The organism is Vallitalea pronyensis (assembly GCF_018141445.1).
GTDB lineage: Bacteria > Bacillota > Clostridia > Lachnospirales > Vallitaleaceae > Vallitalea > Vallitalea pronyensis.
The window spans coordinates 3405627-3423873 of record NZ_CP058649.1 but is presented as its reverse complement, the minus strand read 5'-3'; the positions used below and the strand labels follow the sequence as shown (position 1 = coordinate 3423873).

Sequence of the window (18247 nt, the reverse complement as noted above, 5' to 3'; positions counted from 1 at the left end):
GCTTAAAATGCGTGCTATATCTAATATCGACATGGAACATGATGAAACACCATAGTCCCTTCTACCCTTTCTCTAAGTCCATAGTAGCAAATTGCCTTATTGAAATAAAATAAGAGGCTTAAACCTTATTTAGGATTTAAACCTCTTATTTTGATTGGAATTACTTATTCAAATGAAAGTTGTTTGTTCTTCATTAGCTTCCCAATAATGACAGAACTAAAAACAATTAATGGTAAAGATACGATATACCTGATAGCCGTGAACTTAAAACCTAAGAAGGTTGCTTCAAATATGGACATCGGTATACGACATATAGCACTTGCCCCTAAATACGTTAAAACAATATCCAATTTCGCTCCCTTTTTGTATAAACCGCTTGCCATGGGCAAGACAACAACAAAGGGATATAATGTGGTACATGCTAACAAAATAGCACTTATATACCCTTTTAATCCTGATGATTCACCAAAATACTTTTCTACAACCTTTCGATCTATCCAGACCATAAACAGCCCAACAAGTATAAATGCTGGTGGAAATAGTTTAAACATATCCATGATAAACAAATAAAAATTATCAAAAATAACTTTACCAGGTTCATAACTTATTATCATTGATAAAACAATAAATATTGTATATGTACCTAGAAAAACAAAGAGTACAATTGGTTTCTTTTTCTTATCTTTTTCCATTAAAATACCTCCCCATAAACGAATCCAATACAGAGTGAAATGATAAGAGCTATGACAAAGCCTGCAAGATTTCTTAGTAGCGTTAATTTAGTCCCAAAATATTTACGTTCTATGGGAAATGTTATAATGCCTACCATCATTAACGTTGTGGTAAATGCAGCTAAAACCATATAACTAACGCCTTGACGTAACAACAGACCACTTAATGGAAAAGTAATGAATCCAGGTAATAAAGAAATTGAACCTATAACTAAGGCTAATGCTATACCTGTAGCACTATCCTCTCCTCCTAAATAATTAGCAATTACATAATCCGGTAGAATATATAGTAAAAGTGAAACAGCTGCAACAATACCTAATAACATGGGCAACATCTTTACAAAAATCTTTACAGCAGTTATCAATGCTTTTTTTGATTTATGACGATCTTTAATCAATGAAATGAGAAGGCCAACTCCTGCTAAGGAATATAGGTATGTCATATTATGCATCACAACCTTTCCCATTTTTATTACATTGGCTTTCACACTCTGCTTCATAAATCCCTAAACTTTTTTTCTGCTCCGTTAACTCGACACCATTAGCCAATTGTTCAATAACACCTTTTAGTTCTTCCAGTATATCTTTTTGAACCTTGTAATGCACGTAATATCCTACTTTTTCACCTTTTATCAAATCAGCATTTCTGAGTACCTTTAAATGTTGTGACACTGCGGATTCGGATATACCTAATACTTTTGCTAATCCACCAACACATAATTGCTTTTCTGCAAGTAATAAAAACAACTTAAACCGCGTCTCATCACTTAATGCCTTAAATCTTACTATGAGTTTTTCCATAATTTATGCCTCCATATATTTTATTTAAGTAATTACTTAATTATATAATAGCATCCGTTTTTATTTAAGTCAACTCTTAATTAAAAATAATATGTTGCTTCAGCTTCTATTTCATATGCTACATTCAAAGAATTTTCATATTAACATAAAAAAGCATACCAATTAATGGATAATTGATATGCTTATAACCTATGATGATTAATCGTATTCGATTGAAAGAATAAAACATGGTGGTCTTTTAAGTCCTTAATCTACTTAGGCTGCCTTTTGTCTGTCAATATACGTAACAGCACTTAATGCAGCGATTAGTCCCTCACCAACAGCTTTACTAATTTGATAGGGTGTTCCTGTACAATCGCCGGCTGCATATATGCCTGAAATGTTAGTCTCCATGTGCCTGTTGACTTGAATTGTTTTACCATTCATCTCTAGTCCTGAAATTAGCTTGCTTACAGGTGTTGTTTCTCTTAGCAAGAAGACAGCATTACCTTTTAACTCTTGGTCTTTTAATTTCAGACCTTCTACATAGTCACCTGCAATGATTTCTTTTGGTTTTCCATGAATGCTATTGACCGTATGATTGATATGTTTAACATCTTTGTATTGATGGACGTAATGGACGTTTCTACATATTTCTGATAGGTAATTCACATCTTTTTCAGCTTCATGAGTTTCTCCAAAAACGACCACATCTTTATCTTTATAGAGCATGCCATCACATGTTGCGCAATAGCTGATGCCTTTACCAATGAACTCTTCTTCCTTGGGCAACATCTTTACCATGGGCAGCCCTGTAGCTATGATCACTGTACGGGCTTCAAAAAACTCATTTTCTACATTAAGTGTATAATAATCTCCTAGTGAGAAAATTTGTATAACCTTACCTATATGCATGGGAACCCCCATGCTTTTTGCATGATCGACATATTGCTCAATCATCTCTTTGCCTGTTACACCATACATACCCAAATAATTATTAACTTGCTCGGCTTTGTAAATTAAACTTGAGGTTGGTTTATTACCAAATACCATAACGCGTTTGTTCCTCGTTACACCATTAATTGCAGCAGATAATCCTGCTGGACCTGCTCCGATAATTGCTATATCTAACATTGTATCACCTCTCCTCGTCTTTAGGTTAGAATAATATGACTCTTATATTTGTATATTATAATATAGTAATATAATAAATTCAACTGCCTTTTTACATAAAAAATATAGTATTATGGACATGTATTTCGTCACATTGTATGAATGATTCTTTTTATTAACAACCACATCTTTAAGATTGAAATTAGCTAAAATCTTGTTGATATCCTGCAAAAACCTAAAGATTTACATGTTAAATAAATATAAGGAAAATCACCTGTTGACGTATGAAAAGAAATATTATATAATTCATATCATAATATCTATATATTTGAATATAGTTATATAAGACATTGTAATCTATAAAGAAAGGAATGGTTTCATGGATATATCAACAATCATATTATATATCTTAGCCCTGGTATTACTCATAGTTTCCTTCATTAAAGATAGAAAGAAAACAAAGATGGGCATTAAAAAAGGATGGATGGCATTTAAAAAAATCCTTCCCATACTGATACCCCTATTTTTAATCGTTGGTATCATTTTAACGGTGATCAGTCCAGATATGATTAAATTCGCATTAGGTGAAAATTCTGGCGTTATTGGTGTATTTATTGGTTTAATCGTAGGCTCCATATCCTTCATGCCCCCTTTCGTTACCTACCCTCTTGGTGTAGAGTTGCTAGAAAAGGGTGCGGGCTACCCACAAGTTGCTGCCTTTGTTACAACACTTATGGCTGTGGGGATTGTTTATTTTACTGCTGAAACTAAGTTTTTTGGTACCAAATCTGCAATCTTACGAAATGGTTTAGGATTTATCGCTTCTTTAATTGTTGCACTTGTTGTATGGGGGGTTATGTAAATGACAATGAAAAAAATAATAAAAAACAAAACATTACTTGTAGGTATACTGATATTGCTTGTACTATCCATATACGATATATCCTTGGGTATTAAGTCTTTAAAATCCGCTTCGTTCCAGATCTTATCCATGCTAAAAATCGTACCACCAATCTTTTTACTCATTGGGTTACTGGATGTGTGGGTGCCAAGGGAAACCATGATAAAATTAATGGGTAAAAAATCGGGTGTACTGGGTATAGTTATTGCCTTTCTGTTTGGTACCTTTGCTGCTGGACCATTAGTAGGAGCTTTTCCAGTGGCTATGATTATGTTAAAAAAAGGCGCAAGATACGCTAATGTGATCTTTTTCTTAATGACCTGGGCAAGTTCTAAGCTTCCTATACTGTTTTACCAATCAACAACAATGGGACTAAAGTTTACCATTGTTTCAAATGTGACTTTAATTGTTGTTTATTTAGTGGGTTCCCTTGTCTTAGAAAAATCATTTTCTAAAAAAGAATTAGATGCACTCTATGAGCATGTTGAAGAAATGGCCAAATAATGTGTTTTCATTGGAATACAAGCCCATTTCCTGTTAAGAAATAGGCTTGTATAAGTAACATTTTCTTAATCAGCCATAGGGTTATATCTTCTATAGTAATAGAATGGCTTTTCTTCTGTATCACCTGAATTAAGTATCATCCTGCGATCAACCTTTGTAAAACAACATTTTTCTATTACTTTCTGAGATGGGTGGTTATCTAATTCAACAATAGCCATTAAATAGTCTAAATCAAGTGTCTTGAATGTCCAATCTACCAGTGCATCAACTGCTTCACCCATATAACCTTGATGACAAAATTCATCAGACATAAAATAAGCTATCTCAATTTCATTTTCAACTTCTTCTTTATTGCCTATACCCACCATACCTATGAGTTCACCTGTTGATTCTAGTGTAACTGCAAGCATGACTCTTGCAGTTTCTTTTGTTGCTTGTTCATACTGCTTATCCACCCATTTAATCCACTCTTTTCGTTTGTTTATGGTACAGGCCCAATCAGGCATCCATTTTAATATATGGGGTTGATGACAGATTCTATGTAATGCTGCAACATCTTCTAAAACGAACTGTCTTAATATTAATCTTTCGGTCTTTATAGAAATACCCATTGCTATATCATCTCCTATCTACTACCGTTTATGTTCATCAATAAACATTGACATACTAGCATAATAGTAGCATTTATATCTGTTTTTAGCAATCAATCATGAATCAATTCCAAACGGAATATTATTTTGATAATTGTTCAATAAATGAACTTTTTATATAAACATTTTCCTGAAGTAATACGTCTTTTTCTTATCTAATAACCCTATTACTATATTAATAAAACAGTATAACATGTACATACATTAACTAGAAAGCTTATAGCATTGTTAAATTTGTTCATATTTTGAACAAATCATATATCATTACATAATACTTGTGGATTATTATGATTACTCAATATACATTTTCGTAGAATGATAATTTAAATATTCATTTAACGCATAAATTAAAAGAAACAATAGATACTATATATGTTTAATTCATTATATATTAGGAGGTCAATAGAATGAGAAAATCAACACAAGAAAACAGCGAGAGTATGAAAAAAACCTTTAAAAACAATGGAAAGTTCAATACGGAATTTGGTCAATCTGAAATGGAAGAATATGAGCATAGAAGAGAGCAAATAGATAGAGATGAAGAAAATACAGAATATTAAAGCTGCTTAATGGCTTAGCAAAAGGACTGCCTTATCAAAACGTTGATATTTTATGATTCTGGAATCCACTAGATTTCTAGAATCGCATATCTTGTTTTGATGGGACAGTCCTTTATTTTTTATAATACTTAATTACAATTGCCCTTTCAGTCATACAGTTGATATTGATTACGGCCTTTATTCTTTGCTGATAACATGGCCTCATTGGCATGCTTCATAACACGTGCATGATTATCTACTGTAAAATCTGAGATGCCTATACTTACTGTAACATTGAACTTCACATCATTAAATACAAAGGGTTCCACCTCTACAGCTTTAATAATATCAGCTGAAATTGCTTTAACAATTTCTTTCGTTTGATCTTTTATAATAACTGCGAACTCATCCCCATTTATGCGTGTAGCAGTTACATCAAGCTGATAAGATTTTAAGACTTTGTTAATACGTTTAGGTATTGCAACAAGCACTTTATCCCCAGTATAATACCCATAGTTTGCATTAATACGGTCAAATGCATCAATATCAATATCTAATACAAATCCATTGACTATATGTCCCATTTGTTCTAAAAAAGCATCTTTGTTTATTTGTCTATTAACCACAACGTTACCTCCCTCATAACTATGATAGGTTAAGACAACCCTAGGGAACATATTCGTATATACGTTTTCATGTCTGTACTGCTGTGGAGAGATACCAAATAAACGCTTAAATGCTCTTGAGTAAGATTCATACGTACTGTATTGATATTGAAGAGCAATATTCAATATACTCTCGTCAGAGTGTATTAAATCCTTAGCGGATAGAGATAAACGTCTTCTCCGTATATAACTTTTAACAGTTGTGCCAAGGATACTAGAGAAAATATTATAAAATGAAGACTTGGACATATAGATGGATTTTGAAATATCTTCAGTGGTAATTTTCTCCAATAAATGTTCTTCAATATAATCAATTGCATCTTGCATGCGTTCGGCTAGTTGTTTATCTACCATTGGTAACCTCCATAAGATATATCTTAGGATTATTATACAATGGTATCATAAGTTCTGCATGACATTTTTTCCAATTTTTTGTAGATGGGATGAAATGTTTATATTATGATTGATAGGGTCTGTAACGTTTCAAACTTAAGGAGTTCGTTACAACAGAAACGGAACTAAATGCCATAGCTGCCCCAGCAATCATGGGGTTCAATAAACCAAGTGCAGCAAAAGGTATCCCAATGGTGTTATAAAAGAACGCCCAGAAAAGATTCTGTTTGATTTTTTTCATGGTTTTCTTAGATAGTCCAATGCTGGCTGGAATAGCCCTTAAATCACCAGTCATCAATGTTATATCTGCGGCTTCTATGGCTACATCTGTTCCTGTTCCCATGGCCATGCCAATATCAGCCGTTGCAAGTGCAGGTGCATCATTAATGCCATCGCCTGCCATTGCCACAACTTTACCATCTGCCTTTAACTTCTCTACTTCAACAGCTTTGTTTTCTGGTAATACTTCTGCAAGAACATGATTAATCCCTACTTGTTTGGCTATAGCATGAGCAGTTCTCTGATTATCGCCTGTGATCATATACACATCCACATGCATTTTTCTCAGGGTGCTGATAGCTTCTTTTGATGTATCTTTTATGGTATCGGCTACGGCGATAACAGCCTCAATCTGACTATCCACAGCCATAATCATAGCGGTCTTACCATCATCTTCTAATTGAGCAATGACAGACTCAATTTCTGAGGTATCCATGGTCTGAGAAGCCATAAGCTTACGTGTACCAAGATAGACTGTGTGCCCTTCTACCTCTGCTTTTACGCCTTTTCCAGGAATTGCTTCAAAAACATCCGGGTCTTGTATGGTGTTCATGTCTTGAACACCCTTCTCATAGATGGCAACACCTAGAGGATGTTCAGATTTTTTTTCTGTTACAGCAGCATACTTCAAAATATCTTCTTTTGAAAGATTACCCATAGGTATAATATCTGTCACTTCAGGCTGACCTTTTGTAATCGTACCTGTTTTATCTAGGACAACGGCATTGACTTTGTAAGCACGTTCTAGATGTTCTCCACCTTTAATTAAAATACCATTCTCGGCACCTTTTCCTGTTCCAACCATGATGGCAGTAGGTGTAGCAAGACCCAGTGCGCATGGACACGCTATAACCAGAACAGCAACAGCACTTATGAAGCCCATACTTGAATCGCCTACAATAAAGGTCCATATCAAGAAAGTAAGTATGGCAATAACTACGACAATGGGAACAAAAATACCGGATACAACATCGGCTATTTTTTGAATAGGTGCTTTTGAACCCTGTGCATCCTCAACCATCTTAATAATCTGAGAAAGAACCGTGTCTTTACCGATTTTAGTCGCTTCAAATGTGAAAGTACCCAATTTATTAATGGAGGCACCAACAACTAAATCACCTGTCTTTTTCTCTACAGGAAGGCTTTCTCCAGTTAGCATGGACTCGTCAATGGATGATTGACCTTCAATAATTTTACCATCCACAGGTATCTTTTCTCCTGGTCGAACAACAACGATATCACCGATTTCCACTTCTTCTATGGGTACATCTATTTCTTGACCATCTCTTAGGAGACGAGCTGTCTTAGGTTGTAGCCCCATGAGCTTTTTGATCGCTTCAGAAGTTTTTCCTTTTGCTACAGCTTCAAAATATTTACCTAATAAGATCAATGTAATGATGACAACTGCCGATTCATAATACAGGTCTTTCATCATATCATTAGTAAAGAATGTGATGTAAACACTATAAAAGTAAGCAGCTGATGTACCCATAGCAATGAGAACGTCCATATTAGCACTCTTGGCTCTTAATGCATAGTAAGCGTTTTTATAAAATCTAAATCCAATAATAAATTGCACGGGTGTTGCAATAACAAATTGGAAGTAGGCATTGTGTAAGAAGGGAGCATGTACACCAATGAGCATGAATACCATACCCAGCAATAAAGGTGAACTGACTAAAATGGATATCAACAATTCTGTTTTAAGTCGTTTAACTGCTTTTTCACGGTGGGCTTTTTCTTCATCTAAATTAACATTTTCCTCTTTTTTAGCTCCATAGCCTAATGCAATGATGGACTGAATAATGTCCGAACTTTTAATTATTCTAGGGTTATAGTCAATAGTGGCTTTCGTTGTAGCCAGATTAACAGAAGCCTTAGATATACCATCTTGTTCATTTAAATGTTTCTCTACCTTAGCAGAACAAGAAGCACAAGACATACCATCTATGAGGAGGACTAGTTTCTGCGTATCCTTTGTTTCAGCCAATACACCATAACCTAAATCTCTTATGGTTTTTTCCAGTTCTTCTTTCTTTACCTCATTGGAATTATAGTCAATGGTTGCTTTTTCGACAGCAATATTAACATGAGCATCTATAACGCCTTCTTTCTGCTTTAGTGCTTTTTCAACTTTTGCAGCGCATGATGCACACGACATACCTATTATGCGTATTGTTGTTTTATCTGTCATAAGTTTTACCTCCTTTTTCAATCATGCTTAAAAAGAATATATAATAGTTGCTGTTATATATTATCAAATTACTATTTTATAACCTTATCCAATAATTTCATCAGCTCTTCTACTTTTTCTTCACCTTGATCGTGCATCATGGCTTCTTTAACACAATGATTCATATGTTGACGAAGTATCATTAGATTACACTTTTTTAATATACTGCTTGCTGCCATAATCTGGTTTGATACATCAATACAATAGCGTTCGTCTTCTAGCATTTTAATAATACCATCAATTTGTCCCCTTGCTGTTTTTAATAGATTGTAAGCTTTTTCTTGGTCTGCATTCATTTATTTTACCTATTACTATTTCATGATCAAGATAATAGAAATAGTAAACCTTTCATTTTATTGCACCCCCTCCCCCTGGGGGTGTATATTCTAATCATATTAGCTTTTTGCTGTTTTGTCAAGCTTTATATTGAATGATATTTTAGATATAAATTGTGACACATTAAGACTTAACTTACGTCATCATGCTTAAATTGGTACTGTATTAGCATATCCATAACAAGAAATTGTATGAGTTGTAGGGTATTTTTGTACAAAGAAAAGAGATGGCTAACGATAACCATCTTTCTTCCGGTACATATACTTTTAGAACGTACTCACTTATGTTTTACAAATCGTAGTCATAATTCTTACCATCAATAATGGTATTTGTAATATTAACATCAACTTCAATACCTTCATAAAGAGAATACTTTGCTTTACTTAGGAAATCATTGGGGTTAATGCTATGTGTATCGTTAGGGTCGATTATAACTAAGTCAGCATCATACCCTGCTTTAATTTGACCTTTATGAATGCCAAGTATTTGTGCTGGATTAATTGACATCTTTTGAACAAGTTCCTTAAGGCTTAATTGATGGGTACTGACTAAATGGGTATACGCCAACTTAAACGCTGTCTCAAAAGATGAAAATCCAAAGGATGCTACTTGAAATTCTAACTGTTTAGAATCAATGGTATTTGGTTTATGATCAGAACTTATGACGTCAATGGTTCCATCTTTTAAACCTGCAATAATTCCTTCTATATCTTCTTTCGTCCTAATGGGTGGGCTCACTTTCGCAAAGGTATTGTAGTGATCGGCCATGGTTTCCTCCAATATAAAATACCTTGGAGAGGTCTCTGCTGTTATTTGAACGCCCTGAGCTTTGGCGATACGAATTAAATCAACAGATTCCTTTGTCGATACATGAGCAATGTGTAAATGAATATGATATTCTTTTGACAAGAGTATATTACGAACAAGGTGCATGGTTTCGGCTACTACAGGAAAACCTTTTAAGCCTAATCGTGTTGATGTATAACCTTCATGAATGCCGCTGTTGTTGGATATACTCGTATCTTCACAGTGCATGATAATGGGCATATCCAGCATGCTCACATATCGAAATATTTTTCTAACTAAACTATTATCTTGAATGGGTACATCCCCATCAGATAATGCAACTGCCCCTGATAACTGCATCTCACCATATTCCGTTAATTCCTTATTCTCACATCCCTTAGTTAGACAGCCATATGGAAAGAGATGTGTCACCGCATCGGTTACAGATTTAGCTTTTATATATTCTACCACTGTTTTATTATCAATGGCAGGTAATGTATTAGGGTTGCATGTAATACTGGTAAATCCCCCACGAGCAGCGCTTTGTGAAGCAGTCACAAGGTTTTCTCGATGCTCATAACCAGGCTCGCATATTTCGCAATGCATATCAATAAGACCTGGAATAACAATCTTGTCTGTTGCATCAACAGTGTAATACCCTTCTGATGATAAATCTGGCGCAATTTCTGTGATTTTTCCTTGATTAATAAGTATATCCAACGGCTCCAAATGGCCTTCTTCTGTTAAAACTGTTCCATTTTTTATTAGTAAATTATACATCGTAGTTCAACCCACCTTTTGATAATAAGTGAAATAATGCCATCCGAACGGCTACACCATTCATTTGCTGCATGTTAATGACGGACTTATCACCGTCAATAACTTCTGATGAAATCTCAATACCACGATTAATGGGACCTGGATGCATAACAATAACATCATCTTTTGCATATTTTAATCGATTATTATCTAATTTGAATAATCGCATGTATTCATTAATAGAAGGCAAGAGATTCGCTTCTTGGCGCTCGCTCTGTATCTTTAAGGTCATGATTACATCAGCATCAATAATGGCTTCTGTAATGGTATTATGCACCTCAACAAAATTACCAATCTTACTTGGCAATAATGTAGGCGGACCAGCTATGGCTACTTTTGCACCAAGTTTTGTTAATCCCCATATATTGCTCCTAGCCACCCGATTATGCATGATATCGCCTATGATAGCGACTTTTAAGCCCTCGAAATGATTCTTTTGCTCGTATACAGAGAGCAGATCGACTAAAGATTGGCTTGGGTTTTCGTTACGTCCATCACCTGCATTAATAATGGATGCCTGCACATACTTGGTCAGATAATGAGGACCTCCTGACATGGGATGGCGAATAACAATAAAATCAGCACCCATCTGATCAACTGAACGCCCTAAATCTTTTAAGGATTCACCTCGAGTGAATTCTTTGGACGTGGTCAAATGAATAACTTTTGCACTTAGATTCTGAGCAGCCAATTCAAAGGATAGCTTTGAACGAGAGTGTTCTTCATAGAAAAGTGTAGCGACGGTTTTTCCCTTTAGAAAAGGCGTCGTGTTATATTTCTTAGAAGCCAATGTGCATTTCATTTTTTGTGCTGAATTCAGTATATAATAAATCTCATCACACGATAAGCTCTTCAAATCTAAAAAATGTTTACGATTAAATAACATGTTCGATACCTCCATGCATTTCTGATAAAGTCTATTATATGTCAGTCTACTTATTAAATCAATAGGAAACACTTATTCGACTGGCATACACACTCTAGTTTACACACATATAATACTTATCATTATATAAAAATTCTTCTTACACCATAAAGTTATAAAAGTCCTTTACAACAATAACTTTACATGGTGTAAGAAGAATATGTTAAATTCATTATTTTATTTAATGTGTTAATAATACGTTAAACAGAAATAGGCACAAACCTACCTATATTCTATTGAATGTAGCTGGAAATGCGAACAAATAAACTTGCCATCTGACCTCTTGTTATGTTTTCACGTGGTCGAAATGTATTATCCCCAAATCCCTTTAAGATACCATGGTAATTCATGGTATGAACAGCTGTATATGCCCAATCTGATTGTTTCATATCACAAAATCCATTAACTTTTGTTGGTTGACTGAATTGTGATTTTAAATAATTATAAAGGAGTTGTGACATTTGCTCCCGTGTAATCTTCTCATCGGGTGCATATTGATAATTACCTTTACCATGAATAAGACCATTTGCATAAGCGGTTTCAATAGCACGCTTTGCCCAATGATTGGATGATACATCCTTAAAATAAGAAGAATTAACCATATCTAAACCTAATGCTCGAACCAGTGAAAAAGCGGCTTCAGCACGTGTTAAACTCACATCTGGACCAAATTGTGTACTGTTGATGCCTAGCATCCAATCTTTTTGATAAATATGAAGTATATCATTTTCAGCCCAATGACCGTTAATATCTTTGAAATAATGACCTTTTAACCAGTCATCATAGTTCTGCCAGATTGTTGTATCTTCTTGACCTAAACTCCAGCTCCCTGTACCTTTTAAACCATATTTATTAGCGATCTTAATACGTTCTTTTATGGTTTCATCATTTTCAAACCATATTTCATAATTTCCTTCTTCTAAAGGCACACCCCAACTGTAGAGATTAAGTTTCTTATGGGTTTTACTTACACAAAAACGACCTCGCATACTGTTCTTTTCCCGGTCATACGTGACATCTGCATCATAATAGTCCAATAGGGTCCCAATATTATCCAGTGATATGCCTCTTCCCTGGATAGAGGATGTCATACTCTCCCAATTGTTACTTACCTTCCATATGCGCCCATAGAAAGGTATACCTAGCACAATTTTACTTGGTGAAATACCTAAACCTAGAGGGTATTTAATGGCATTCTCCATAAAATTTTTACTGGACACAGGACCTGGCTTACTGCCTAACCAGCTTTCATCATAAGCCATAATCATAAGATAATCACTGTATTTTGCAAGTTCGCGATAATCATACATGCCTTGCCATCCCTTATTTGATCCATATGGATTAGCTGCTACAGCTACCGATACTTCTTTTCCTGCTGGCACTCTTTGACGTACAAGTCGTACAAAATCACTGAAAGCATCTCGACTTTCTTCATTAAGACCTTCAATATCGATATGAATACCATCAAAATTATAGGCATGTACAAGATTTGCCAGTTGGGTAGCACTTGCCACTCTATTTTCAAGCATTTTTTTACCTGCTGTTTTATTCCAATGGTTGCTAAGGAAGGGCACAATGGTCATGCCTTTATCGTGAATACTCTTAATGAAATCTTCATCAATATCTTTGGTCACAAGCTGACCATTTACATTCACATCAATGTAATTAGGGGATACGGTTTGTAAAGCATTATTCGTTTGGTTAACATAACTTAAATATGTACTGGAACTACCGAAATAAAGATAGGTCATGTTGTAAGTGGCATAAACAAGGTCCACGGGTATTGTACTGATTATAATCAGTAATGTTACTATAAGTGCAAAAACTTTTTTCATAACAAGCAAGGGGCTCCTTTCTTATGGTTAATGGTGTATTTAATGAGTGGCTATATTGTCTAATGACGCTATCATCAATACACATCTTATCATACTTTACTTCCGTGTTGGGAATGTAAATATAACCAGTAAGACCCTTGCCGTTTTTATCTTAACGCTTTATTGTAAAACCATCTATTTGCATTCATTTCAATAAAACTAACCTCATCATAGGTTGTTTACTCATTATCTTCCCAATACTTCCCATAACTTGCCATAATATCACATTCTTGACAAAAAGCATTATAGTCCGCATCCAAACCTGCTTCCTGTAGTCGGCGGTATTTTTCTTTTGTTGGTAGCGGAAAGACAACCTTAAACGTATCCAAGAACGCCGTATATTTACTTTCAATACCAGCTTTCTTAGAAGGTACCAAATCATGAGCTTCTATTTGAGGACCTTTTCCAATTAACATAAAATCAATGATTTCTTTTAAGAACATGTTTTCAACATCTAGCAAATCATTTCTTCCAGCCAAATTATTAATTTCATCTGGATCGTTTTCACGGTCGTATAATTCAGCATAATTTTCAAAAGGATAATAGCAATACCGATATTTCTCGTTCTCTACCGTCCTAATGCTATCACAAAACTCACTATAATTAACGTGTCTTACCTCTTCACCTTTTAGCATTTTTAAGATGGATTTTGAATACCCAATACTGCGATTAACCCCTGCTATATCCAATACAGTTCCTGGTATATCAATATTCCCCACCAATAAATCCGATCTTACGCCTTTATCAATTGACGGATGGTTAGATATAATCATAGGAATGCCTAGTTGAGGTTCATATAAAAAAGGTCCTTTTTCACCTATATTCATATCACCTAGCATATTACCATGGTCCGCACTAAAGATAATGGTTGTATGATCATACAGACCTTCTTGTTTTAAACAAGTCAAAATTCTACCAATCTGATGGTCGATTTCCATAATCATCTCAGCATAGGCTTCTCGTGTATCCATGATAACTTCCATATCTGGACTAATATTCCTTAAGACACTTCGGTATTTTGACGTTTCACTTAAATCATCTTTAAGGCGAACAATGGGTTTTTTTAATAATTCCCGCTTGACTTTACCATGCCACTTCTCAGGTGGATCATAGGGTCCATGAGGACCTTGAAAAGATACCCAGCTAAAGGTGGGTTTATGCTTATTATCCTTCATAAATGTCATGGCTTCGTTAGCAATAAATGCTTCGTAATAATCTTCTTCAGGTAATGTAAATGTCCTATTTTCTCTATCCACATGAAACACCGAACGCACATCTGTATATTTGGTCTTTAAATACTTATAATAGTCATCTTCATCTTTTAATCGATTTTCTTCCATTAATTTCGCAACCGAAAATCCTTTTACATCCCGTCCTGGTGTATGGTGAAGCTTTCCAAAAGCACCGGTAACATACCCTTCTTCATGCATCCGTTGAGGGATATACTCTAGGCCCTCTCGAAAGGGAACGTCATTGGTCCACACTTGATGATCACTGACATAGCGTCCTGTCATCATCGTAGCCCTTGCTGGCGCACAAACAGTGGATTGTGTAATACAATGATCAAATACAACCCCATTATCAGCAAGGGCATTAATATGGGGTGTATCAATGCCTTGACACCCGTAAATAGGCAAAAAATCTTTTCTAAGCTGATCACATAGAATAACCATCACATGTCTTTTCATGATAGCCCTCCTTTTTACATTATTCTTAAATCATCAAGGGCATTGGCTTTACGTAATGCCCTGATTTCGATTAGTCTAGGTATTGTTTTATCATTCAGCCCTGCGTAGTCGTGGGGAACCCCCATTTTTTCAGCAACATACTTGGAACTACTAAGGACGGCTTGTTTATAGCGCGTCATTTCCTTTTCCTTTGTTATCTCAGCCTCATGAATCAAATGTTTGGTATAAGGTATTAAATCCACTAATTTATCCCCCACTCTATCCAAACAGTCCAATGCTTCCAGTGGTAATAACACATCGTCATCACATGTAAGGCACTTGATGATGACCGCTTTTGCTTGTGTTGTATATTCCAGTTGAGATGTGGCGTAAATCAATGTTTCAGCTGCGGCTAACTGAACCATCTCACTGTTATCTTTTAACGCTAACAATAACTGTTCCAGAACTTCTTGGTTGAATGTACCTTTTTCATAGATGGCTTGAACCGCCCAATACCTCACCACTGCGTGATCATCTGCTAATGATTTGAGCAATTCTGTCGTTGTCTTTTGATGATCTAACATGGTATCACATACGTTCAATACTTTTTCCATGGGGTATAACACTTCATTTTGAATAACATCATACGCCGTGGCTTCCTTGGATAATTTTTTAAGTTCTTGTTCAGGAATCAATCCCCCATCTCGAACAGATAGCATCCACTCTTTTAATTGCGTACGCATAGCTAAGCATTTTTCTTGATACGCAGGGTCATGGGCTAGATTATACATTTGGTCAGGATCATTCTTTAAATCATACAGCTCTTCAATAGGCTTCCTTGGCATAAAGAAGCAGTTCTTACGGTTAACAGGGCTGTCACCATGGTATTCTTTTTTGACATTAGCTTCCCATTGCGTCATAAAATAAGGTGAACTAATGGCAATGTACGGTGAATACCGCCAACCCTTCTGAGGATAGAAGTTTCGAATATACAAAAATTGCGCATCACATACAGAACGTACCAGTTCACAACTGCTGTCAATACGATTTCGATATGAAAAAGTACATGCCTTTGTCTCCGTTTTATTTAGAAAGTTCTTTCCCTGCATATATTCGGGAACACTCACACCTGCAAGCTCCAGTGCGGTAGGTGCAAAATCTGCAAAACTAACAGCACCCGTTTCAACACTGCCTGGTACATAATCTTCAATAAGGTGTTGATATTTTTCAGGTACTCGAATGACAAGGGGTACACTTGTTCCTTCACGCCACATGTTAAATTTACCACTTGGAATTCCCATACCGTTATCACCAAAAAAGAAAATAATGGTATCTTCATATAAGCCATCTTCTTTTAATTTATCCAAGGTCTCACCCACCATACGGTCCATGGTGGTAATGGTTTCATGATATTGGCCCCATATTTCTCTTGTTTCCTTGTTATCAGGGTGATACGATGGGATATGTAACGTGTCTCTATCCCGATACTCTTCAGGCTTGATTCTAGGGATGATGTTTTTTCGGTGTTCCTCTGGTGTACTTGGATAACCGTATTTGGATTGATGGGTAATGGCAAAAGTGTGCATAAAGAAAAAGGGCTGGTTATCTTTTCTTTTTTGCCATGTATCTGCAAGAACATTTGCAATGGCTTCACTATCCCCACCATAATCCACATCAATGGTCGTATTCCATCCTTTTATGTATGGGCCATCATACTGTACTTGAAAATTATAGTCTGTCTTATTAATGGCTGTATAATAACCTGCTTCTTGTAAGTACTCTGAAAAAATTTTTATGTGGTCAGGCAATGCAACATGACTTCTATGGTTGCCTGTGCCAACAGTGGATGGATACATACCTAATGCAAGTGTCGTACGTGCAGCAGAACAAACAGGTCCTACACTGGATACATGATTATACCGAATACCTTCCTCAGCTAACGCATCAATATGAGGGGTTATGGCATCCACATCGCCATAGCAGCCTAAATTAGGGCACATATCTTCTGCTAAAATCCATAAAATATTGGGCTTATTCATTGTTATTCTCCTATTAATCACCATAAAATCTATCGTTAACAGTTACGCTTTCTATACATTATACATGGCTTAAAAGGATATTAACATGGCGTAAATAGGCAGAAACATATAACAATATTGAACTACATGATGTTATTTTTTCGATAATCACTGGGCGTTTTATGTACATATTTCTTAAATACTTTTGAAAAATAAACAGGGTCATCATAACCGCAAAGCTCAGCTATCCTGCATATTTTCTCATCAGGGTTCAAGATAAGCAGTGCCTTAGCTGTATTCATCTTATAGTGTATAAAATATTGAATAGGTGTTACCCTAAACTGACGTTTAAAAAGTCGACATAAATAGGACTGTGACACATTGAATAATTGACTTAGATGTTGAAGGGTAATATGCTTATTGATGTTTTGCTTCATATAACCAGTCACATCCGCTAGTTCAAAGCCTTGATGCGTATCATCCAGCTGATTATCATAAATGTTCATTTCACAGAGTAATGCATATAATACCGAAGAGGCTCTTATTTGACCTGATATGGATTCATCCATTAATAATTGCTTCATGGCATGGAAACTCGTTAAACCTAGGCTTGTAGGAAAACAATGGGTTATAAAAAAACCCTCCTGAATAGGAAGGGGAATTGACCCTGCTTCAAAAGTAATCCAATTTACCACCCAATCTTGATCACCATCATTGTAATAATATTGGGGCACTGTAGGTGTCCATAAAAAGATATCATTTGGTGTTATGTTAATTGTCTTGTTATGATGGATAATATGTCCCTCTCCAGAAAGGCATTGCATCAAAAGATAAAAGTCTACCCCATGGGGACGCTTTAGATCTCTTTGTGCCCAATCTGTTGCCATCATCATGATTTTATAAGGCAGTTTTTTTACATGTTCAGTCAACACGGGTATGATGGATTCTCTATTCATGTGAACCTCCCTAACAGCCATCTACAAGGATTCCATAGCATCATCTTATTATTTTAATGTTCGTCAGCAACATTATTA

The 18247-nt window shown here is 35.5% G+C and carries 17 protein-coding genes; 3 read left to right on the top strand and 14 right to left on the bottom strand.

All coding sequences use genetic code 11. The features are described 5' to 3' along the window. Window positions 1-164: 164 nt before the first annotated feature. The 4 genes from HZI73_RS14455 to HZI73_RS14440 form a co-directional block, all read right to left on the bottom strand. Window positions 165-692, bottom strand: a complete 528-nt coding sequence (locus HZI73_RS14455; protein WP_212694095.1) for a permease — start codon at window positions 690-692, stop codon at window positions 165-167. Further along, window positions 692-1183: a permease gene (locus tag HZI73_RS14450; protein WP_212694094.1), complete on the bottom strand. Its 492-nt coding sequence runs from the start codon at window positions 1181-1183 to the stop codon at window positions 692-694. Before HZI73_RS14450 ends, HZI73_RS14455 begins: the two co-directional genes overlap by 1 nt. Continuing rightward, on the bottom strand, window positions 1176-1532 hold the full coding sequence (locus HZI73_RS14445) for an ArsR/SmtB family transcription factor (RefSeq protein ID WP_212694093.1): 357 nt from the start codon (window positions 1530-1532) through the stop codon (window positions 1176-1178). The genes HZI73_RS14450 and HZI73_RS14445 overlap by 8 nt, the downstream gene beginning before the upstream one ends. A 255-nt stretch (window positions 1533-1787) precedes the next feature. Then, window positions 1788-2645, bottom strand: coding sequence for an NAD(P)/FAD-dependent oxidoreductase (locus HZI73_RS14440; RefSeq protein WP_212694092.1), 858 nt, complete (start codon window positions 2643-2645; stop codon window positions 1788-1790). A gap of 358 nt (window positions 2646-3003) precedes the next feature. On the opposite strand from HZI73_RS14440, the gene HZI73_RS14435 reads away from it, so the two are divergent. Both HZI73_RS14435 and HZI73_RS14430 read left to right on the top strand, forming a co-directional pair. After that, on the top strand, window positions 3004-3486 hold the full coding sequence (locus tag HZI73_RS14435; RefSeq protein ID WP_246552172.1) for a permease: 483 nt from the start codon (window positions 3004-3006) through the stop codon (window positions 3484-3486). Next, window positions 3487-4029 carry a permease gene (locus tag HZI73_RS14430; RefSeq protein WP_212694091.1) on the top strand — a complete coding sequence of 181 codons (543 nt, stop codon included), beginning with the start codon at window positions 3487-3489 and terminating at the stop codon, window positions 4027-4029. A 65-nt stretch (window positions 4030-4094) separates the two neighbouring features. Here the strand turns inward: HZI73_RS14430 and HZI73_RS14425 are convergent, their stop codons facing one another. After that, window positions 4095-4640, bottom strand: a complete 546-nt coding sequence (locus HZI73_RS14425; protein WP_212694090.1) for a GNAT family N-acetyltransferase — start codon at window positions 4638-4640, stop codon at window positions 4095-4097. A 446-nt stretch (window positions 4641-5086) separates the two neighbouring features. Between HZI73_RS14425 and HZI73_RS14420 the strand changes: the two genes are divergently transcribed. Beyond that, window positions 5087-5239 (top strand): hypothetical protein, encoded by a 153-nt coding sequence (locus HZI73_RS14420; protein WP_212694089.1) that lies wholly within the window; start codon window positions 5087-5089, stop codon window positions 5237-5239. 146 nt (window positions 5240-5385) lie between these two features. Here HZI73_RS14420 and HZI73_RS14415 read toward each other — a convergent pair whose 3' ends face one another. The 9 genes from HZI73_RS14415 to HZI73_RS14375 form a co-directional block, all read right to left on the bottom strand. Next, window positions 5386-6237 carry a diguanylate cyclase domain-containing protein gene (locus HZI73_RS14415; protein WP_212694088.1) on the bottom strand — a complete coding sequence of 284 codons (852 nt, stop codon included), beginning with the start codon at window positions 6235-6237 and terminating at the stop codon, window positions 5386-5388. 103 nt (window positions 6238-6340) lie between these two features. Then, on the bottom strand, window positions 6341-8749 hold the full coding sequence (locus HZI73_RS14410) for a heavy metal translocating P-type ATPase (RefSeq protein ID WP_212694087.1): 2409 nt from the start codon (window positions 8747-8749) through the stop codon (window positions 6341-6343). A 71-nt stretch (window positions 8750-8820) separates the two neighbouring features. Beyond that, complete coding sequence (locus HZI73_RS14405; protein ID WP_212694086.1) at window positions 8821-9084, bottom strand: metal-sensing transcriptional repressor; 264 nt, start codon at window positions 9082-9084, stop codon at window positions 8821-8823. A gap of 328 nt (window positions 9085-9412) precedes the next feature. Then, complete coding sequence (locus HZI73_RS14400; protein ID WP_212694085.1) at window positions 9413-10690, bottom strand: dihydroorotase; 1278 nt, start codon at window positions 10688-10690, stop codon at window positions 9413-9415. Beyond that, window positions 10683-11615 (bottom strand): aspartate carbamoyltransferase catalytic subunit, encoded by a 933-nt coding sequence (locus tag HZI73_RS14395; RefSeq protein WP_212694084.1) that lies wholly within the window; start codon window positions 11613-11615, stop codon window positions 10683-10685. Before HZI73_RS14395 ends, HZI73_RS14400 begins: the two co-directional genes overlap by 8 nt. A 272-nt stretch (window positions 11616-11887) precedes the next feature. After that, the gene (locus tag HZI73_RS14390; RefSeq protein WP_212694083.1) at window positions 11888-13489 is read right to left on the bottom strand and encodes an S-layer homology domain-containing protein; all 1602 of its coding nucleotides are present in this window, start codon (window positions 13487-13489) and stop codon (window positions 11888-11890) included. A 218-nt stretch (window positions 13490-13707) separates the two neighbouring features. Next, a complete protein-coding gene (locus HZI73_RS14385) occupies window positions 13708-15216 on the bottom strand; it encodes a sulfatase family protein (protein ID WP_212694082.1) in 1509 nt (502 codons plus the stop codon). A gap of 14 nt (window positions 15217-15230) precedes the next feature. Continuing rightward, window positions 15231-17234, bottom strand: coding sequence for a sulfatase-like hydrolase/transferase (locus tag HZI73_RS14380; RefSeq protein WP_212694081.1), 2004 nt, complete (start codon window positions 17232-17234; stop codon window positions 15231-15233). Between the two features lie 122 nt (window positions 17235-17356). Further along, the gene (locus tag HZI73_RS14375; RefSeq protein ID WP_212694080.1) at window positions 17357-18169 is read right to left on the bottom strand and encodes a helix-turn-helix domain-containing protein; all 813 of its coding nucleotides are present in this window, start codon (window positions 18167-18169) and stop codon (window positions 17357-17359) included. Window positions 18170-18247 lie beyond the last annotated feature (78 nt).